The sequence below is a fragment of the Cryobacterium breve genome (assembly GCF_027594785.1).
In the GTDB taxonomy this organism is placed as follows: Bacteria; Actinomycetota; Actinomycetes; order Actinomycetales; family Microbacteriaceae; genus Cryobacterium; species Cryobacterium breve_A.
On sequence record NZ_CP075584.1, the window covers coordinates 3,221,686 to 3,240,541 of the forward strand.

Annotated in this window: 20 protein-coding genes and 2 pseudogenes; 11 read left to right on the top strand and 11 right to left on the bottom strand. The window is 66.9% G+C overall.

What is annotated here, in order from left to right:
- Positions 1 to 11: 11 nt before the first annotated feature.
- The gene (locus tag KIV56_RS15680; RefSeq protein WP_281534174.1) at positions 12 to 1,937 is read right to left on the bottom strand and encodes a DsrE/DsrF/DrsH-like family protein; all 1,926 of its coding nucleotides are present in this window, start codon (positions 1,935 to 1,937) and stop codon (positions 12 to 14) included.
- Positions 1,834 to 2,553: an NAD(P)/FAD-dependent oxidoreductase gene (locus tag KIV56_RS15685; protein ID WP_281534175.1), complete on the bottom strand. Its 720-nt coding sequence runs from the start codon at positions 2,551 to 2,553 to the stop codon at positions 1,834 to 1,836. The genes KIV56_RS15680 and KIV56_RS15685 overlap by 104 nt, the downstream gene beginning before the upstream one ends.
- 168 nt (positions 2,554 to 2,721) lie before the next feature.
- Here KIV56_RS15685 and KIV56_RS15690 point away from each other — a divergent pair, with 168 nt between their 5' ends.
- Together KIV56_RS15690 and KIV56_RS15695 are read left to right on the top strand one after the other, a co-directional pair.
- Positions 2,722 to 2,889 carry a hypothetical protein gene (locus KIV56_RS15690; RefSeq protein WP_134447189.1) on the top strand — a complete coding sequence of 56 codons (168 nt, stop codon included), beginning with the start codon at positions 2,722 to 2,724 and terminating at the stop codon, positions 2,887 to 2,889.
- 330 nt (positions 2,890 to 3,219) lie between these two features.
- Entirely contained in the window at positions 3,220 to 4,161 is a 942-nt protein-coding gene (locus tag KIV56_RS15695; protein ID WP_281534176.1) for a hypothetical protein, read from the top strand.
- Positions 4,162 to 4,223: 62 nt separating this feature from the next.
- Here the strand turns inward: KIV56_RS15695 and KIV56_RS15700 are convergent, their stop codons facing one another.
- Together KIV56_RS15700 and KIV56_RS15710 are read right to left on the bottom strand one after the other, a co-directional pair.
- The gene (locus KIV56_RS15700; RefSeq protein WP_281536184.1) at positions 4,224 to 4,517 is read right to left on the bottom strand and encodes an HNH endonuclease signature motif containing protein; all 294 of its coding nucleotides are present in this window, start codon (positions 4,515 to 4,517) and stop codon (positions 4,224 to 4,226) included.
- Between the two features lie 45 nt (positions 4,518 to 4,562).
- Positions 4,563 to 5,973 (bottom strand): annotated as a pseudogene (locus KIV56_RS15710) (DUF222 domain-containing protein); the annotation flags it as partial.
- Positions 5,974 to 6,205: 232 nt separating this feature from the next.
- Between KIV56_RS15710 and KIV56_RS15715 the strand changes: the two are divergent.
- From KIV56_RS15715 to KIV56_RS15730, 4 genes are all read left to right on the top strand, one after another.
- The gene (locus tag KIV56_RS15715) at positions 6,206 to 7,108 is read left to right on the top strand and encodes a VOC family protein (protein WP_281534178.1); all 903 of its coding nucleotides are present in this window, start codon (positions 6,206 to 6,208) and stop codon (positions 7,106 to 7,108) included.
- Positions 7,105 to 7,740 (top strand): alpha/beta hydrolase, encoded by a 636-nt coding sequence (locus tag KIV56_RS15720; RefSeq protein ID WP_281534179.1) that lies wholly within the window; start codon positions 7,105 to 7,107, stop codon positions 7,738 to 7,740. The genes KIV56_RS15715 and KIV56_RS15720 overlap by 4 nt, the downstream gene beginning before the upstream one ends.
- Before the next feature lie 540 nt (positions 7,741 to 8,280).
- The gene (locus KIV56_RS15725; protein ID WP_281534180.1) at positions 8,281 to 9,306 is read left to right on the top strand and encodes a hypothetical protein; all 1,026 of its coding nucleotides are present in this window, start codon (positions 8,281 to 8,283) and stop codon (positions 9,304 to 9,306) included.
- A complete protein-coding gene (locus tag KIV56_RS15730; RefSeq protein WP_281534181.1) occupies positions 9,294 to 9,650 on the top strand; it encodes a GntR family transcriptional regulator in 357 nt (118 codons plus the stop codon). Before KIV56_RS15725 ends, KIV56_RS15730 begins: the two co-directional genes overlap by 13 nt.
- 38 nt (positions 9,651 to 9,688) lie before the next feature.
- Here the strand turns inward: KIV56_RS15730 and KIV56_RS15735 are convergent, their stop codons facing one another.
- From KIV56_RS15735 to hxlB, 3 genes are all read right to left on the bottom strand, one after another.
- Entirely contained in the window at positions 9,689 to 10,015 is a 327-nt protein-coding gene (locus tag KIV56_RS15735) for an antibiotic biosynthesis monooxygenase family protein (protein WP_281534182.1), read from the bottom strand.
- 109 nt (positions 10,016 to 10,124) lie between these two features.
- On the bottom strand, positions 10,125 to 10,748 hold the full coding sequence (hxlA, locus tag KIV56_RS15740) for a 3-hexulose-6-phosphate synthase (RefSeq protein WP_281534183.1): 624 nt from the start codon (positions 10,746 to 10,748) through the stop codon (positions 10,125 to 10,127).
- 74 nt (positions 10,749 to 10,822) lie between these two features.
- Positions 10,823 to 11,407, bottom strand: coding sequence for a 6-phospho-3-hexuloisomerase (gene hxlB, locus KIV56_RS15745; RefSeq protein WP_281534184.1), 585 nt, complete (start codon positions 11,405 to 11,407; stop codon positions 10,823 to 10,825).
- Positions 11,408 to 11,508: 101 nt separating this feature from the next.
- Between hxlB and KIV56_RS15750 the strand changes: the two genes are divergently transcribed.
- Positions 11,509 to 12,096: a hypothetical protein gene (locus tag KIV56_RS15750; protein ID WP_281534185.1), complete on the top strand. Its 588-nt coding sequence runs from the start codon at positions 11,509 to 11,511 to the stop codon at positions 12,094 to 12,096.
- Between the two features lie 164 nt (positions 12,097 to 12,260).
- Positions 12,261 to 12,809, top strand: a complete 549-nt coding sequence (locus tag KIV56_RS15755; protein ID WP_281534186.1) for a helix-turn-helix transcriptional regulator — start codon at positions 12,261 to 12,263, stop codon at positions 12,807 to 12,809.
- A 302-nt stretch (positions 12,810 to 13,111) separates the two neighbouring features.
- Here the strand turns inward: KIV56_RS15755 and KIV56_RS19945 are convergent, their stop codons facing one another.
- Both KIV56_RS19945 and KIV56_RS19950 read right to left on the bottom strand, forming a co-directional pair.
- Positions 13,112 to 13,255: a hypothetical protein gene (locus KIV56_RS19945; RefSeq protein ID WP_348648591.1), complete on the bottom strand. Its 144-nt coding sequence runs from the start codon at positions 13,253 to 13,255 to the stop codon at positions 13,112 to 13,114.
- A gap of 13 nt (positions 13,256 to 13,268) precedes the next feature.
- A pseudogene (locus KIV56_RS19950) lies at positions 13,269 to 13,418 on the bottom strand (dihydrofolate reductase family protein); the annotation flags it as partial.
- A gap of 593 nt (positions 13,419 to 14,011) precedes the next feature.
- Here KIV56_RS19950 and KIV56_RS15765 point away from each other — a divergent pair.
- From KIV56_RS15765 to KIV56_RS15775, 3 genes are all read left to right on the top strand, one after another.
- Positions 14,012 to 14,563, top strand: coding sequence for a TetR/AcrR family transcriptional regulator (locus KIV56_RS15765; RefSeq protein WP_281534187.1), 552 nt, complete (start codon positions 14,012 to 14,014; stop codon positions 14,561 to 14,563).
- Positions 14,560 to 15,705 carry a DUF6544 family protein gene (locus KIV56_RS15770; protein ID WP_281534188.1) on the top strand — a complete coding sequence of 382 codons (1,146 nt, stop codon included), beginning with the start codon at positions 14,560 to 14,562 and terminating at the stop codon, positions 15,703 to 15,705. The genes KIV56_RS15765 and KIV56_RS15770 overlap by 4 nt, the downstream gene beginning before the upstream one ends.
- A gap of 107 nt (positions 15,706 to 15,812) precedes the next feature.
- The gene (locus KIV56_RS15775) at positions 15,813 to 17,951 is read left to right on the top strand and encodes an elongation factor G-like protein EF-G2 (RefSeq protein ID WP_281534189.1); all 2,139 of its coding nucleotides are present in this window, start codon (positions 15,813 to 15,815) and stop codon (positions 17,949 to 17,951) included.
- Positions 17,952 to 17,967: 16 nt separating this feature from the next.
- On the opposite strand, the gene KIV56_RS15780 is transcribed toward KIV56_RS15775, so the two are convergent.
- A complete protein-coding gene (locus KIV56_RS15780; RefSeq protein WP_281534190.1) occupies positions 17,968 to 18,405 on the bottom strand; it encodes a VOC family protein in 438 nt (145 codons plus the stop codon).
- Positions 18,406 to 18,415: 10 nt separating this feature from the next.
- Entirely contained in the window at positions 18,416 to 18,841 is a 426-nt protein-coding gene (locus KIV56_RS15785; protein WP_281534191.1) for a hypothetical protein, read from the bottom strand.
- Positions 18,842 to 18,856 lie beyond the last annotated feature (15 nt).

The following is an 18,856-nucleotide window of genomic DNA, read 5'->3' on the forward strand; positions in this document are numbered from 1 at the left end:
GTCGTGATCCGTCAGATGAACAGGGTGGTCGTGGACTCGGCCGCCTCCCCGAGGAAGGTCGCGACGCCGCCGAGTTCGACGTCGTCCATCAGGTCGGTCGGAGCGATCCCGAGAAGGTCCATCGTCATGGTGCACGCGATCAGGCGCGCCCCGCCGGCCTGCGCGGACATGATGAGATCGGGCAGCGACGAGACCGAGTTGTCCCGCATGACCTTCTTGATCAGTGCCGCGCCGGCGCCGAGCATATTCATCTGCGAAAGCGGCATGCTGCCTGCGCTCGAGGGCATCATGGTGGCGAACATCTTGTCCATCAGCTTGCGTTCCCGCTTGGGTGGGTCCGTGCGGCGGAGGGAGTTGAGCCCCCAGAACGTGAAGAACATCGATACCTCTTCGCCCATCGCGATTGCCCCGTTGGCGATGATGAAGGCGGCGAGCACCTTGTCGAGGTCGCCGGAGAACACCACGAACGAGGTCTTGTTCGGTGCCGGCGGGCTCATGATGCCGACGGATGCCGACGGCCGGGTCGCGAGCACGGCACCGCCCTTCCGCATGGTCGCGACGTAGCCGGGGCCCTCCGGCGAAATGGCGACGAGCTCGTGTCCGTTCCGCCTGGCCCAGGCCGGAGCGTCACTGGCGAACCCGGGGTCGGACACGTGCACGACGACCTCGTCGCCGGCATCCAGCGTCTTCATCTTCTCGGACAACTTCATGATCGGGCCGGGGCAGGCCAGTCCGGAGCAGTCCAGGTCGACCTGCACGCCGGTGCCGTTGGCGAGTAGCGCGGCCTGGGCGGTGGCCTTCGTAGCGGCGGCCGTGAACTCGGCGGCTTCGGCGTAGGCAGTCATAGGCAGCGGGGGTTCGTCGCTTTCGGGCTCGACCTCGTGCCACGACCGGAAGGTGTCTGACCCGCCCGAGAGAGTGGCGACATCCGTGAAGCCACGTTGCACGAGCGCGCGGTAGGCGAGGTAGCTGCGGAACCCGACCGCGCAGTACAGGCGCAGTGGCCCGGTGCGGTCCCAGAGTTCGCATTCGAGGCGGATGCTGCCGAGAGGCACGTTCTCGGCGCCCGGCAGGTGCCAGATCGAGAATTCCTCGGGGGTGCGCACGTCGATGAGCCGCGCCCCGGCGGTCGCTTCCGGGTAATCCTGGGCGTACCAGAGGGTGAGATCGCCGCGGAGCACGTTGCTCGCGACGAAGCCGGCCATGTTCACCGGGTCCTTCGCGGAACCGAACGGGGGAGCGTACGCGAGCTCGAGCCTCCTCGAGGTCGTAGACGGTCTGGCCGCCGCGGAGGGCGGTCGCGAGCACGTCGAGGCGCTTGTCGACGCCGTCGAAGCCGGCGGCCTGCGCGCCGAGGATGCGCCCGGTGTCGGGGGCGAAGAGGACCTTGAGCCTGCATCATTGCGGTGCCGGGGTAGTAGCCGGCGTGGCCGGAGGGGTGCACATGCACGGCCCGATACGGGACCTCGGCGGCGAGGAGCCTGCCGTTCGGTCGCGCCCGTGCCTCCGGCGACCATGTCGAAGATCTTCACGATGGAGGTGCCCTGAGTCGAACGGTATTCGGTGTTGCGGCCGCAGATGTTCTCGGCGGCGACCCGGGCTTCGCGGTTCGCCGGTCCGGCGAGCGGGGCCAGCCATCGCCCCGGGAGCACGGTGTGCGGCGTTTCGACGGAGTCGCCTGCCGCCCAGATGTGCGGGTCGGAGGTGCGCATGTGCGTGTCCACCGTGATGCCGCCGCGGGCGCCGAGCTCGAGCCCGGCTGCCTTCGCGAGCGTGGTGTTCGGGCGCACCCCGGCGGAGAGGATCACCAGGTCGGCCGCGAGGACGGTCGAGTCAGTGAGTTCGACGTTGAGTCCTCCGTCGGGGCGGGCCGCGAACGCTGCGGCCGCAGTCGACAGGTGCAGGGGTGATGCCGCGACTGCGGAGGTGGTGTTCAACGGGGACGGACATCTCATGGTCGAGGGGCGGCAGGATCTGGTCGCTCATCTCGACGACGTCGACGAGGGCGCCGCGGTGCTTGAGGTTCTCGGCCATCTCGAGGCCGATGTAGCCCGCGCCGATCACGACGGTGCGCACGGGCCCCCGGGCGCCCGTCGCGGCGAGGGCGATCGCGGCGTCCAGGTGGGCCTTGATGGCGTCCATGTCGCCGATCCGGCGCAATACGTGAACGCCGGCGAGGTCGATCCCCGGCAGGGGCGGACGGAGCGGTTCGGCGCCGGTGCAGAGAGCCAGTTCGTCATAAGGTTCCTCGTAGCTGCGTCCGCCGTCGACCTCGCGGACGGTCACCGTTTTCGCGGCACGGTCGATCCCCAACACCTCGTGACCGACCCGTACATCGATGTCGAGGGACTCGCGGAGGCTCTCCGGTGTCTGCAGGAGCAGGCGGCTACGATCCGCTATCACTTCGCCGACGTGGTACGGAAGTCCACAATTCGCGAAGGAGACGTGATGACCGCGTTCGAGCACGACGATTTCTGCGAACTCGTCCAAGCGGCGGGCGCGGGCGGCGACGGATGCACCGGCTGCTACCCCGCCTACGACAACGATCTTCATGGGGGTGCCTTTCGTCGGCCGGGACAGCGATTCGGCCGACCCGGCATATACCCCCATGGGTAATTGGGGGACTGATTCTGACACTACACCCGCGGGATATCGCGGACCGTGCACTCTAGATACCCATGGGGGTATAGTGAGTGCTTTCACTCACGAAGGAGCCTGCCGATGTGCCACGCCAAGACCTGCAAGACCTGCGGGAAGACCACCTGGGCCGGCTGCGGCCAGCACGTCGACCAGGTCATGCGCGGCGTGCCGAAGTCGCAGCGCTGCCCCGGGCACGAGAACGAACAGGCGTCCGGTGGCTTCCTGTCCCGGCTCTTCGCGGGCCGCTAGCCTGTGCTGATTCCTTCCTTCCTGCCCGCCGTCGGAGATCATCTGATCACCGTGGGACAGTGCCTTTTTCTTGCCCTCTGACCGGCCTGTCCGGTAGCGACCTGCATCCACTAGGGTTCTGAATAGGACCGCGGAGAAGCGGGGGCACAACGGTGCCACAATCATCGGGGGATTGATATGCGTGCTCGAATAAGTGCCGCTGCGTGTGCCATGGCTTTGACAGGGCTGGTTCTGCTTTCCGGCTGTGCGGGCCCTGGGTCAAGCGCGCCAGGCGCCGGTCCGGTCACCGAAGTCGCAACCACGACTCCGACGCCGACCGCTTCCGCGACAGTGCCCGCCGGGCAGACCCGGCCTGCCGGTGTCTTCGGCGGCACCTGCGCCGCAGTTTTCACCGTTGACGAAGTCGGCGCGGCCGTCGGCGCGGCTGTTGCGAGTTCGGAGACGGCCAGGAACGTCTTGCTCGCGGGGGATCCCGCCTTCGCCGCCGTGCCCGCGCGGGGCGGTATCGATTGCCTGTGGTCCGAGAATGAGAGTCTCACGGGCGCCTACGTCGCTGCCGTCGTTCTGGCCGCTGCGTCAGTGAAGAACGTTCACGCGGATGAGGTCTCCTGCTACGGAGCAGACGTACCCGACCCTGCTCAATCCGGATCCTGTCGCGTCAGTGCCACCGTTGGGGGCTACTGGCTGAGCGCAGTCGTCCACACTGCGGTCGGGACGATCAACGACGATACTCGTACCGCAGTTGCGACACTTCTCGCCACGTTCTCGGGTCGTGCACGGGCCGCGGGCACGCCGGTGACCGTTGTGACTCCGAGTGGCGCCTGGCAGCGAGAGGATTGCGCCACACTGTCGGATGCCGCACACGTCACGGACGCCATTTCCAGTCCCGGACTCACGGTTCTTTCGGGAGACACTGCCGGCGGCGAAGCCGCCCAGGGGCGTTACTCGGCCCTTGAGAGCGCCGGCGTTTTCGCGTGCAGCTGGTCTCAGTCGCCGACTCCGACCGGCCAGATTGGATCCTTCAGCATCATCCTGCTTCCGGGTGGGTCCTGGGCTCAGGGGGATGTCGCGCTGAAGACCGGGGCCAAGGTCGTGTCAATCTCCGGGGTCGAGCGTGCGACCCGGATTCCAAATGAGGGTGGCGGCTATACCTTCGACGTGTTCGACGGAGTCAACTGGCTGCAGCTCTCCACCAATGCCACCACAGAGTCGGATCTGGACCGGTTGACTCCAGCGATCCCGGCCCTCGTGAATGCTCTCAACGCCGCGTGAGCAGCTAGCGCGACGGAGATAACGCAGGGCCCCTTCTCAGGGCCCTGCGGCGCATGGTCTGGTCAGTCGCGGTTGGGTGGTCCGGTGAGGACCTGGTGGGCGCGGTGTCGGTTCGGTGGCCGCCAGAGCCGCTGCGGGTCGATGAGTCCGGGAGCTCGCACTTGTGGTGATCCTTTCACCATGCGGATCTCCCACCCGGAGGTGTCGATCGTGTGGTGATGGAACCAACACAGTAAGACACCGTTGTCGACCGTGGTGGGCCCGTTCTGCGCCCAGGGCTTCACGTGGTGTACTTCGGCCCAGTGCGCGGGGGCCTTGCAGCCGGGGATGATGCACCCGCCGTCGCGGGCGGTGATCGCCCGGCGTTGCGCCCGGTTGAAGTACCGTCGCTCCGGACCGAGCTTGAGGACCTGGTTGTTTTCCCCGAAGAGGACCCCTTGGAAGCCGCCGTCACAGATCCGCTGGTGCACCGTCTTGAGCGACACCGGGGCCTCGACCCCGTCGATCCACCCGACGCCGACCCCGGAGGCAAGGTCGGCCGCGTTCACGTGCACCATCACCGTCGGGGCCGACCCGCCCATGCTGGGCGTGTCCTCGTCCCGGGCGGCGTGCTCGAACAGGGCCCGAAGGATGTCTGCACGTTTCTCCCCGCCGGTACGGGTGTCCGCGCGCCGCTCTCGCAGCTCGGCCTCGATCACATCAAGCTCCGGGCCCGTGCCTACGTCGGTACCGGTATCGGTGCCCGCGGTCTCGGCTCCGGGGATCAGCTGCCCGGAATCCATCCGGGCCTGCTCCTCCTCGGTGGGGAACGCGGGCCGGGCGTGGAAGCTGAGGAACGCGTCGAAGAGGGTGTTCATCATCCCGTACAGGCTCCGGCGTCACCCCGCCCTTGACCGGGTACAGCCCGTTCTTCAACTGGCCGAAGCCGATGTTCGACTTCGCCTCGAACAGGTCCTCCTGCGGGACCATCCCGTCGGGGTCCAGGATGGCCTGCCACTGCAACACCATCCCGCGGATCAGGTCCGCAGCCGCGGGCACCCCGGCGCCGGCGAGGATCTCGGTTTCCGGGGTGATCCACCCGGCCGCCGTGGCGACCAGGGCCCGCTCGGCGACCTCCACCTCCGCCGGGACCGCCCGGTGACTGACCGACCCGAGCCCCGTGGTGATCAGCTCGGCCGCCTCCACACCGATGTCCCCCGTCGCCAGGGCGGCCCCGACGACCGGGAAGAGTGGCGGCAACACCGCCAGGCCCGCCCGGCGGGGCAACACCGCATCCCCGAGCTTCGTTCGCCGCTTGACCTCCCGGGCCGACACCCGGGTCACCCGCGTCAGTACGTCCCACGGGCCCCGGCACCCCATCCGCCACGCCAGCCCTTCGCGGCCCAGTACCCGTGCCCGCCGGTCGACGTCGGTTGCGGTGGTCACCCGGGCCGCATCCACCGTCCGCCCAATGGCCTCGACGTCTTTCAGCGCCGTGACGGCTTCCGCATCGCTGAGCAACTCAACCGGGATCGCGGCTAGAGCGTCCGCGAGAGCCGCCTGGATCTCGGCGAGCCGGGCGACAGCATCCGCATGCACCGACGGCACCGACCCGGCCAGCCCGACAGCACCCTCGAAAGCTTCGGCCACCGCAACGGGATGGGCCGACTCGACTTGCCCATCCGAGGAGTTGACCGGCGATTCAGCCGGCGATTCAGCCGACGATTCAGCCGACGATTCCGTGGAGGCGAGGCCCACCGGTGTGGGCTGATCCCCCGCGTCCAGATCGTCTGCCTGCGGGGTATGTGACTGGGGATCCGTAGCTCCTGCCATACCCCGATTCTACCCCGAATCGAACACGAATACGAGATTTACTCACCTAATTTTGGGTATCTCATCTCTAATTTCACACGTAATTATGATTCTGAGCGTCAGCCCGGCAATTCTCTGAGTGATCAAGAAAGTTTACTTGACGCTTCAACTAATCTGCTAGGGTATCGGTTGTCGGTTCAACTAAGCGGGTTGAGCGCGACGTGTGAGACCGACGCGACTGCAGGAGACGAACATGACACTCACCACTGACCTGACCGGATCCCGGGCCGCGGCAGGCGACCTCCTCGCTGCGACGACGGGCATGGATGCCGTAACGCTGCGCGTCGGCGACCTGGCATTGATGTCCTCCTACTACCGGGAGGCGCTCGCGCTCGACCCGATCAGCGCGCAGGGCACGTCGGTCGTGCTCGGCCGCGGCACCACTCCGCTCGTGGTGCTCGAGCACACGCCAGGTCTGCCGGTTCCCGCCCGCAGCCAGGCCGGACTCTTCCACACCGCGATCCTGTTCGACACGAGCACCGGCCTCGCCGCGACCGTGCTTCAGGCCGCACGTGACCAGCGGTCGAGCTACGTCGGCAGCGCCGACCACATCGTGAGCAACGCCTTCTACTTCACCGACCCTGAGGGCAATGGGATCGAGCTCTACGTCGATAGGGACCGCTCGGAGTGGGTCTACAAGAACGGCCAGGTGCAGATGGACACGCTTGCACTCGATCCGAGCGCCTTCCTGCAGCAGAACCTGCCCGCCGACGGGGGAGAGGCTGAAGTCAGTCCGGCCAAGGTCGGCCATGTTCACCTCCAGGTCGGCGACCTCGAGATGGCCCGGCGCTTCTACGTGGACGCCCTCGGCTTCGAGACGACCCTCGACTTCCCCGGCGCGCTGTTCGTGAGCGCCGGCGGCTACCACCACCACATGGCGATGAACGTCTGGAACAGCCGCGGCGTGGGTCCGCGTGCCGCGACTCTCGGCCTCGCCGACGTGGCGATCACCGTGCCTGGCCGCGCCGATCTCGATGCTGTGGCGGAACGCCTTCGTCACCGTGCGATTCCGCTCGAAGACGACGGCACGAGCATCCGTGTCGACGACCCCTGGAAGACCCGCGTCACCCTGACCGTGGGCGAGGCCTCCGTATGAGTGCCCTCATCACTGTCGAAGCCCGCCGCGACGGCATCGACCTCGCGCTCCCGTCGTCCCGCCCGCTCCTGCTCCTGCTGCACGGGTACGGTTCGCACGAAGGCGACCTGCCGAGCCTCGCCGCCTACCTGCCCGAGGGCTTCGACTGGGTGTCGCTGCGCGCGCCGGTCGGCCTGCCGACCGGCGGCTTCGCCTGGTTCCCGATCACGGTGCCGGGGCGCCCGAGTCCGGAGCCCGTTATCGAAGCGGCGGATGCCGTACTCGCGTGGCTGGACGCCAATGTGCACCCGGGCACACCCGTCGTTCCCCTCGGCTTCTCACAGGGCGGCCTCATGGTCACCCAGCTGCTCCGCCAGGCACCTGGCCGGTTCCCCGCCGGCGTCGTGCTCTCCGGATTCACCCTCGAGGCGACCCTCCCGGGCGACGAGACGCTTGCGGCCACCCGCACGCCGGTGTTCTTCGGTCACGGCGACGCTGACCGGGTCATCTCCGCGGAGACGACCGCGCGGGCCAGCGCCTGGCTGCCCGGGCACACTGCCCTCACCGAAAAGGTCTACGCCGGGCTGCCGCACTCGATCTCGGCCGAAGAACTCGCCGACGTGTCGCGGTTCCTGACGGACGCCCTCGGCTGATCGCGAGGGCTCAAACCGGGCCGGCGACGCCGACCAGGTTTCCTGCGGGGTCCCGGAAATGTCCGACGGTGATTCCGCCAGCCTCGTTGCGCTGGGGTCCGAGAACGACGGTTCCGCCCAGGCTCCTCGGCGGCACGGAGCGCATCGCTTACGCTCTCGACGCCGACGTAGAAGATCGAGTGCGAGGCGAATCCCGCGCCCCCGCCGATTCCGCCGGCCGCCGATCCCCAGCCGGGTTCCGGAGTGATGAAGGAATAGTCGGCGGATGCGGAAATCGCGGGTGCGACCGGGGCGCCCGCGGGTGCGTCCCACCCGAACAGCGCCGAATAGAATTCGCGCAGCCGTGCCGGATCGGGGCCGATGAGTTCGAAGTGCACGACGGGATTTCCCATGCCGCAATTCTGCACCCGAAGGTTTGCGGCCGGTCTCGTTCGGTCGTGGTCGAGCTCTTGACCGGCCAGGTAGTTGAATGTATCGTCAGTTTTGATACAAGTTTGACTGGTGGGCGACGACAGGGGCGGGCGTCAGATGGTTTTTCGCATGTGGTTCTTCTACGGCTTCCTTCAGTTGGCGACAGCGACCATCGTGCCGCTCGGCATCCTGCTGCACGGCGTCCGGGCGGATGTCCGCGACCAGAGTTCCCACGCGCTGGAGTCAGCTGAGCAATCAGGGTGGGAGTCTGCGGCAGTGACGCACGTCCGACGGGCCAGGCTTTCTGCGGGGACCGTCTCCGGGCTCCTCATCGTCGATCTTCTGTGGGTCAGCTGGTTCAGCGGATGGTTCGGGGGCGCACCCGACTATTCAGCGAATTGGCTACCTCGGATTCTGCCCATGTCCATCGCCGCAGCCGCGATCCTCGTGCTCGTCCTGCTTCCCTCGCGCTCCAGGGGAACGGGCCGGGTGCTTGCCGCCGAGATGGACCTGCAACCACGCAATCTCGGATCCTTCGGCTCACCCTGGTGGTTCGTAGCCTGGCTGCTGTCCGCGGTTGCCCTCGTTCTGACGGTGGTCCTCGCCGGGCTGGTCTCCAGTCCCGATGAAGAGGGCCGTTACTCCATCCTGATCATCGACCTCGGGTCGGCGAGCGCCCGAGGCGATTTCCTGGGCTGGTTCTATGGGGTGCCGCTGCTCTGCGCACTCGGAGTGCTGATGGTTCTCACCCTCCTGGCCCTGTGGTCGATTGCCCGCCCGACGGTGGCGATGCGGGCCGCACGCACCGTGGACATCCAGCTTCGACGGCTGCAGACCCGGACTGTGCTGAGCCTGAGTTCCGGCGCACTACTCGTCACCCTCGGGCTCGCGTGGATATCGATCGGTTCCGCGGGGCGGATGTATATCGGGACGACCTTCCCCGGTGTCGGCGATGTGAAAGTCGGGTCGCCCCTCAAGGCGATCGCGATGCCGCTCTGGGCGGCCGGCTTCGTCGTCGAGGGGCTCGGCCTCGCCCTGATCATGCTCCCCGTATTCACACGGCGCATCCGAGTCTCCTCGAGCGTCGCAACGCCCCGCCCCGTTCCCGCGAATACGGGTGCAGACGTCGAGCGGTCCGAGCAGTGTCGTTCCTGAGCGTTGAGGGTCCCGGGCTGCCCTCAGAGCAGATTCACCGGCAATTGCGCAGCCGCATTCTTGCAGGCACCCTCGCAGGCGGGGAGCGGCTGCCTTCCGTTCGGCAGCTGGCCCGGGACCTCGGTGTCGCATCGGGAACGGTCGCCAAGGCCTACAAGCTCCTCGAAGAGGACGGTCTCGTGGTCTCGCGCGCGGGCGCGGGCACGCGGGTCAGCGGCTCCGTTTCCAGCCCGCCCGCGTCCGTCATGAAGGCCGCGAGGGAGCTGACGCGCGTGGCAGCCGCCAACGGCGTCCAACTCGACGAGGCGATCCTCGCGCTGCGCGCATCCTGGCCGCAGGAATAACGGATACGCGCAACGAGGCTCGCCGTCGAAAGATGCTCCTAGCTGGCTGAACCACCGGCAATGGCGTAGGACCACAGCTCGCTGCTGACGCCGACCGGGCGCGCAGCGGGCTTGCCGTCCTGCGGAGCCTCACTGCGGTGGCCGTGCGCGAATGCGGGAGACGTGGACCACGCCTGGAAGGACGCCTCATCGGCCCAGCGCGTGATGACCAGCCAGGTGCTGCGATCGTCGGTCGGCTGCAGCAGTTCGAAGCCCTCGAAACCGGGAGCGTCGTCGACGGCCCCGGCGCGGGCGGCGAACCGACGAGCCAGCTCATCGCCGTTGTCGGCCGGCACAGTAATCGCATTGATCTTGATGATCGTCATCGGGCTTCCTTCTGTCATGGATACGGGGGTGACCGCGTCTTTCGCCCCATGCTGCCACCGCAGGCTGCATGAACCCTCGGTGGCCCGCGCGGGATTCAGCTGGCGCGTCCTAGATAATGGCGGCGCGCAGTTCCGCTGCCGCTGCAGCAGGGTCGGCCGCGCCGTAGATGGCACCGCCGGCGACCGCAACGGTCGCACCCGCTCGCTGCACACCCTTGATCGACGTGAGGTTGACGCCACCGGCGACGGAGAAGGGAACCTTCGAGGCCTCGCCGTCGTCGAGGAGGGTCTGGAACGTGAAGCCAGGCTCAGCCTGCTCGTCCAGTCCCGCGTGCATCTCGACGAACACGGCACCCATCGCGGTGACCTCACGGGCCCGGGTCACCTTGTCGGCGACGCCGATCAGGTCGACGACGATTCCCTTGCCGTGCGCTGTGGCGGCCTTGACGGCTCCGATGATCGTGCTGTCCCCGGCCGTTCCCAGAACGGTCACGAAGTCGGCTCCGGCAGTGAACGCGATGTCGGCCTCGAGCTCGCCGGCATCCATCGTCTTGAGGTCGGCGAAGACGAGCTTGTCCGGGTGTGCCTTCTTGATCGCGGTGACGGCACGCAATCCTTCGCTCTTGATGAGCGGAGTGCCGAGTTCGATGATGTCGACGTGCGGTGCGACCTGTGCGGCAAGAGTGAGGGCGGCGTCCAGCGTGATGACGTCCATGGCGACCTGCAGTTTCATTGCTGATTCCTTACTTCGGTTGTGCTTGATTCACCCTGTTGGCCGCGGTCGCGGGCAGGGAAGCATGAGGGTGCCTATTCGAGGTTTGCATGCCGGGGCCACAGCTCTTCCGCAGTGGCGCCCGAGTTCTTCCAGAGTGCGTCGAAGAGGGCATCGCCGACGAGGACGAGCGATTGCTCGAAGAGCCCGCCGGAGTACTGCGCCGAGATCATCCCGGCGTGGTCCTGCTTCGTCGCGGCCGGAACCACGATGACCACGTCGGCGAGTTCCCCGAGAGGAGAAGTCCGGTCCGTTGTGATGGCGACGACGCCCGCTCCGACACCTGCCGCCGTGGACGCGGCGCGGACGATGCCGGCCGTTGTGCCCGACCCGCTTGCGACCAGGAGGACGTCCTCGCCGGTGATCGCCGGGGTAGTCGCGTCGCCCACCACCTTGACGTCCAGGCCCAGGTGCATCAGGCGCATCGCCGTCATCTGTAGCGCGAGTCCGGACCGGCCCGCCCCGAGGACGAAGACGCGATCTGCGGCGCGAACCCGGTCGGCCGCGCGGTCCAGATCGTCCCTCGAATCGCGCACCAGTCGCTCCACGACGCCCTGGACTTCGCCCGCAATGCTTCTGAGGGAGTCTGCCGTGCGAGCGGATGTCGTGGAATAAGCCATTGCCCCAGCCTGCGCGCCGCCCGCCGACGACGAGGCCATCCGAACGAGCGGATGGGACTACCCGTTCGGGTAGGTCCTCGCACCCTGAGTAGGGTGTGGGTATGTCAGAAGTGAGTATTTCCCCCTCGGTCGAGTTGCTCCTCGAACTCCGCAAGGTGCTCGCACACCCACTGCTCGGCATTGCGGGAGCATTCTCCGACCTGCTGCAGTCGCGTATCTCGCACGGCGCCCTGGTGATTTTCACCGAGGATTGCACGGGGCGCCCCCAGAAGAAGGCCGGCCAGGCAGAGGTCATCGACCACGTCACGATCGCGGAACTCGACATTCTTCGCGATGCAGTCGCCCTGCGCGGCGGATCGATCTGGAACGAACCGGCGCTGCTGGCCCGGTCGGAGCGGGCGATGTCGGCCTGGATCGCCTCGACCGGAGCCCTTCTGGTCCTGACCGATCCCGAGTTGACCGCGGCGGCGCCGACGGGAGTTCGCGAAACGCGGGACCTCGTCGCCGCACTCTGGGAACTGGTCGCGTCAGGCATCCGCAGCCAGGTCGTCGTGGCCACGCCGGACTACCTGCGCGATTCGCGGATGGCATCGCGAGACCGGGCCACGCTCATTGCGGAGCCTGACCGACGCCCACTCCACGACGCTGGAATTGCTCCTCGCGGTTCTGCGTTCACGACAGACCGGTGACGCGGCCGCGCGGCAGACGGCGATCGACCTGACCGTGGCCGCCATGGTGCAGGCTGAGGGCGGTCAGTGACCGCGACCGCATCCTGTCCGAAGAACCCGTCGCCACGGCATTCGAGCGGCTCCGAAACGACCTGAGGCCCCTGGCGCGGTTCGGGGACCTCGACGTGCAGTTCATCGAACCGCCCGTGAACGGCCGCGCGTTGCCGGGCGAAGTCGCCCACGCCGGACGCGCGATCGTGCGCGGTGCAGTGCTCGCCCTGGTCGATCAGCCCGGGGTCGCCCGGGTGCGGGTGCAGTGGGACTGCGATGGCCACAACCTGCTGATCAACATTCGCGACGACGGCCCCGGCGACCTATCCGTTGAGACGCCGAGCGTGCGTCACCTGGTCGCCCGGGTGACGGCCCTCGACGGCGACTTCCACGTGGATGCGACACCCGGCTGGGGTTCGGACATTTCCGTCTCCCTTCCCCTTGACCCGCCCTCGTCAGCGATCGCGCCGATCGCCGGCTGGGGACTCACGGCCCGGGAACGGGCCGTCCTCGACCTCGTCGCCACCGGCGCGCGCAACCGGGCGATCGCGGATGCGCTCTCGATCAGCGAAAATACCGTCAAGTTCCATGTCGCGAACGTGCTTCGCAAGATGGGGGCAGTGAACCGCGCCGAACTTGCTTCCCTCGTGGGCCAGAACGCAGTCGTCACTCCGGCAACATAAAGCGACATTGACCGGCTGTTCGTGTGATGCTTGGCAGACAGTGGTTTCGGAATCGGGGAAGGATTCTTCATGACTGCAGGTGGCTTGATGATCGTGCTCATAGCGGGTGGGGGACTGGGCCTGGCGGTCGTGATCCTCGCCGCGTTCTATCTGCTCTCTGCCCGACCGCGGGCGAGGGCCGCGGCTCGCGAGCCTGAACGGGTCGAATCCAGAACTCGCGCGGGCGTTCACGAAGTTCCAATCCGACGTCGAAAAGGGCCAGCGCGGTCTGTAAGGGGATCGACGATGGCCCGAACACTGCGTCAGGTCATGTCGCCCGTCTCCGGGGTGGAGCCCTTCGGGCCGTAGCGCAGGAGGATCGTGCCTGCCGGGGACGGGGTCCCGGCGCCGAGCAGGCTCGAGGGATGTCGGCGGCCCGTCTGCTGGGAAGAGGCGCTTGCCGGCACCGAGCACGATCGGGTACACCCAGAGGTTCAGCTGGTCGAACAGGCCGTCGGCGACAAGAGTGCGGGCGAAATTGATGCTGCCGATCACGTGGATCTCCTCGTGCCGATCGCGCAACCGGGCCAGGCTCCGCGGCGAGGTCGCGACCAAGCAGGTGCGAGTCACGCCAGGTCAGGTTCGGCGCGCCCCGGGACGCGACGTATTTGGGGATCGCGTCGAATTTGCGCGCTATTTCGGACTCAGGCCCGTCGAGCTGGTGTGGCCAATACCCGGCGAAGATGTCAAAGGTGCGCCGCCCCAGAAGCAGGGCGTCCATGTCCCGGATTCCCGCGATGATCTGGGCGCCGTCCGCTTCGTCGATGAGCGGTGCCTGCCAGCCACCGAACCCGAAGCCGCCGTCGTTGTCTTCCTCGGGCCCTCCGGGAGCCTGGGAGACTCCGTCGAGCGTGGTGAACAAGTCGATATGGATGCGACCAGTCACGACAACTCCTTTCGTCGCGGCGTTGACCCGCCTCAGCTAGCACCTTGCAGGCCAATCGCCACCGTGTCAAGAACCCGCAGGGGGCCGACCGCCTAGCGGGATGAGGTTACGGAGGGGTGAGGCGGTTCCGTAACGCCTCGTTGCGTAACTCGACGACTCCAGTTACGTTACTAATAGGAACGTTATAAGGAAGGCGGTTCTGATGTCGGAGTCACCGATGGCACCGCGCCGACCCGGCGGTCGCGGCAGTGATCTGGGTCGCCCACGCGATCCGGGCATGGATCGGTCGATTCTGGCCGCCACGATCGAATTGCTCGCCGAGGTCGGCTACGTCCGCTTGTCCATCGCGGACGTCGCCCGGCGGGCCGGCGTGAGCAAGCCGGCCATCTACCGGCGATGGGCGCAGAAGTCCCAGCTCGTCGTCGAGGCGATGGTGACTCAAATGCGTCCGGCACCGAGCAACGAGAGCAGCAGCGCGGCCGACGCCCTGCTGTTCCTGACCGAACAGCTGATCGATATCCTGACCCGGACTCCACTGGGGCGAGTGCTGCCCGGCCTGGTCGCAGAGATGGCCGTCGATCCCGAGCTCGCCACCAGCTATCGCGAGTTGATCATCGGGCCCAACCAACTCGAGTGGCGCGCGGTCGTCAGACGCGGAATCGCCTCCGGTGAGCTCTGCGCCGACACCGACACCGACTTCGTGATCAACGCGCTCGCCGGGCCCTTGTATTTCAGCCTCCTGATCACGGGTGAACCGATCGAAGCCGGCTACGCGCGGTCAGCCGTCGATCTGGTCCTCGCCCTCTTCGGATCGGCAGCCCGCGCATGACCAGGACTCTCGTGCGGTGGTTCGTCGTGGTCATCCTGATCGCACACGGATTGCTCCACCTCCTCGGGGCAGCAAAGGGTCTCGCCTGGGCCGAGGTGGCGACGCTGACCGAGCCGATCGCGCCGGCACTCGGCGTGGTGTGGCTCGCCGCTGCGATCGCGCTCGTCGTGACCGGGGTACTGTTCGCGGCCCGCGCACGGATGTGGTGGGTAGCCGGATTCGTCGGCCTGCTGATCTCCCAGGCCGTCATCCTGACCTCGTGGAGCGACGCCAAGGCCGGGACTCTGGCCAACCTGGTGCTTCTCGTTGCCCTGGGCTATGAGCTCGCGTCGAACGGTCCACGAAGTTACCGTGCCGAGTACCGGCGTCGTGTCGCTACCGCGCTTCATGAATCCGCACCCGGCATGGATTCGATCGTGTCGGAAGCCGATCTGGCTCACCTCCCCGCACCGGTCGCCGAGCACGTCCGGCGTTCCGGCGCCGTCGGCCAGCCTCGGGTCTCGTCGCTGCGCGCCATCATCCACGGCCGGATCCGCGCCAGCGCCACGTCGCGGTGGATGACCTACACCGGCGAGCAGGTAAACACCTATGGTCCCACGCCCAGTCGACTGTTCTGGATGGACGCCACGATGTTCGGCGTGCCGGTCGACGTGCTGCACGTCTTCGTCGGCCGCTCCGCCACGATGCGCGTCAAGCTGTGCTCCGTACTCCGAATGGTGAACGCCGCGGGGCCCGAGATGGATAGGGCGGAGACCGTGACCCTGTTCAACGACCTGTGCATTTTGGCCCCGTCGGCACTCGTCGACGCGCCGGTAGCCTGGCAGCAGATCGATGACACCCATGTCCGGGGCGTGTTCACGAACGGTCTGCAGACCGTGAGCGCCGACCTGACCTTTCGCGGCGGTGACCTCGTCGACTTCCGCTCAGATGACCGGATGAGCACGTCGCGTGACGGCTCGACCTTCACGCCGCAACCGTGGTCGACGCCGGTGGGCGACTATCGCCTGTTCGGTGCCCGCAGACTCGCCACTCACGGGGAAGGTCGCTGGCACGCCGCCGCCGCACAGGGTGAGTTCGCCTACCTCGAATACAACCTCGACGAGATCACCTACAACTCCGGTACCGCAGCGACGCGCATGTGACCTCTCGCGGAAACGCGACCGGTCCGGCTCTTGCCGTGTGGTCGTGAGCGGGTGTCAAATCGACTACAACGGTGGGGGAAAGTCACGACAACGACGTCAGGAGCTTCATGTCCGGAAAAGGCACACACGGCTCGTCCACCGGCACGACAACGCCGGCGCAGCGTCCAGAGAAGATCCGCAACGTTGCCCTGGTCGGCCGATCGGGGGCCGGCAAGACCATGCTCGCCGAAGCGTTCCTCGCCGCCACCGGGGCCATCAACCGGATGGGATCGATCCTCGACGGCACCACGGTGAGCGATTCCGACCCGTCCGAGATCCACCAGCAACGCTCCGTCACACTTTCGGTTCTGCCGATCGTCGTCGACGACGTGAAGGTGAACCTGCTCGATACCCCCGGCTACGCCGACTTTGTCGGCGAATTGCGCGCCGGCCTCCGGGCGGCGGATGCCGCGCTGTTCGTCGTCTCCGCCGTTGACGGTGTCGATGCGGCCACCACCGCACTCTGGGCGGAATGCGAGAGCATCGGGATGCCCCGCGGCGTCGTGATCAGTCGGATCGACCATCCGCGGGCCCGTTATGAGACGGTCCTGGCCGAGCTCCAGGGTGCCTTCGGCTCCTCTGTCCTGCCGCTCTACGCGCCGATCCGCACGGCCGGGGGCATTACCGGGTTGCGGGGACTGCTCTCCGGAACGGTGTCGGACTATGCGGCGGGCACCCTTCGTCCCGTCCGCCGGCAGACGAACGAGGCCGAACGGGCCGACTCCGAGGCGGCACGGGCTGTCCTGATCGAGGGCATCATCGCCGAAAGCGAGGACGAGACGCTGATGGATCGCTATCTCGACGGCGAGGAGATCCCCGTCGACACACTGATCATGGACCTGGAGATCGCGGTCGTCCGCGGGTCCTTCTTTCCGGTGCTGGCGGCATCCGCGGAGACCGGCGTCGGAGTGACGGAGGTGCTCGACCTGGTGACCGGAGCCTTCCCGTCGCCGGTGGAACGCGGCGTGCCGGCGGTGACAGACCTGGACAGTGGGCAGACCGGGCCCCTGGCGTGCGATCCGGACGGGCCGCTGGTCGGCGAAATAGTGCGCACCACCATAGATTCCTTCCTCGGCCGCGTCTGCCTGGTTCGGGTCTTCTCCGGCACCATCCGGGACGACTCGACCGTGCACATCGGCGGATCGGGGCTGGCCGATCGGGGCCGAACTGAGCATGCCGGTGACGAGCGCGTGACGCACCTGCAGTTCCCGATGGGGTCGGCCCTCAACCCGGCGCAATACTGTGTCGCCGGCGACATCTGCGCGCTCACCAGAATGTCGAGCGCGGAGACCGGCGATACGGTTTCCGCCCCGGAGCGGCCGATGCTGGTCGAGCCCTGGGAGATGCCGGAGCCGCTGATGCCCGTCGCCGTGCAGGCGGCGACCCACGGCGACGAAGACGCGCTCGCCAGGAGCCTGGCAAAGGTCGCCGCCGTCGACCCGACACTGCGCGTTGAACGGAACGCCGAAACCCACCAACTGATCCTGTGGTGCATGGGGGAGGCGCACGCCGAGGTCGTGCTCGACAGACTGCGCGGCCAGGGCGTGAAGGTGCAGACCGTCGGTGTCATCACGCCGCTGCGGGAGACGTTCGCCCGGCCCATTGCCGCGCGGGGACGGTATGTCAAGCAGTCCGGTGGGCACGGGCAGTACGCCATTTGCGACATCGAGGTCGAACCGCTCGAACGCGGTGCGGGCTTCGAGTTCGTCGACAAGGTCGTCGGCGGGGTGGTCCCCAACCAGTACATCGGGTCGGTCGAAAAAGGCGTCCGGGCACAAATGCAGAAGGGGGTTTCCGCCGGATACCCGGTCGTCGACATCCGGGTGAGATTGGTCGGCGGCAAGGCGCACAGCGTCGACTCCTCGGATGCCGCATTTCAGGCCGCCGGGGCGCTGGCGTTGCGCGAGGCCGCAGCCGGGAGCCGGATCCAGCTGCTGGAACCGGTCTCCGCGGTGACGATCAACGTGCCGGACGACTATGTGGGCACGGTGATGACCGACCTGTCCACCCGCCGGGGTCACCTGACCGGGGTCACGTCACTCGGCGGAGAACGGAGTGAGGTGACCGTTGAGATTCCCGATGCGGAGTTGCTCCGCTATGCGATCGAACTCCGGGCGCTGACTGCGGGAAGCGGTTGGTTCCGCCGCGCCTACCTGCGGCACGAACCGGCGTCACCGAATGTGATCACCGATACCGTGACCATGTGAGTCGGTCAGGCCCTCTTTAGTTGTTCTTCAGTTCCTCAGCGAGCATCACGATGATGCCGCTGGGACCGCGGACGTAGGTGAGTTTGTAGATGTCCTCATAGGTCGCGACGCCGCGAAGCGGAAAGCAGCCGTGCGTCGCGGCTATCGCAAGGGCGTCGTCGAGGTTGTCGACGGAAAACGCGATGCGATGCATCCCGATCTCGTTGGGGCGAGTGGGCTCGGACTCGATCGCTTCCGGGTGGATGTACTCGAAGAGCTCGAGACGTCCATGACCGTCCGGCGTCTGGAGCATCGCGATCCTGGCGTGGTTGCCATCAAGCCCGACCGCCGTGTCGGTCCACTCACCCTGGACTTCGTCCCGGCCGATGACTGTGAGACCGAGGTCCGTGAAGAAGGAAACCGTTGCTTCGAGGTCACGAACGGCGATGCCGACATTCTCAAGCTTGATAGACATGCGTTTCATGCTACCGAGACGGATCGATCCCGGAGCCTGCGGTTTCGTCGGCCCTTCTGAACGCTCGTCGTATGCCGCCCCGCGCGAGCATAAGAACGATGATCAATACCGTGACCTGAAAGAAGCCGCCGAGACGGACGGCGTCACCGAAGACCAGGTCGACGAGTTCGAGCACCAGGAACTTGCTCCCCGGTAGCAGCAGCAACAGGGTGATCGCGTTGACGATTCGAACCCATCGAGTTTCGGCCGAGCGGATTCGCGCGACGATGTTCTTCTTGACCCTGAGCACAAGTTCAAGGACGACCTTGAGCAGGATCGCCGTCAGGAGTGCCAACAGGAAGCTTTCGGAGATGACGTCGGGAAACAGCTCGATGAACATTCCCAGCACCACGAGATAGACCAGCACGTCGACGAGGTCTATGGGGCGGATCCGCATGCCGCGAGTATAGCG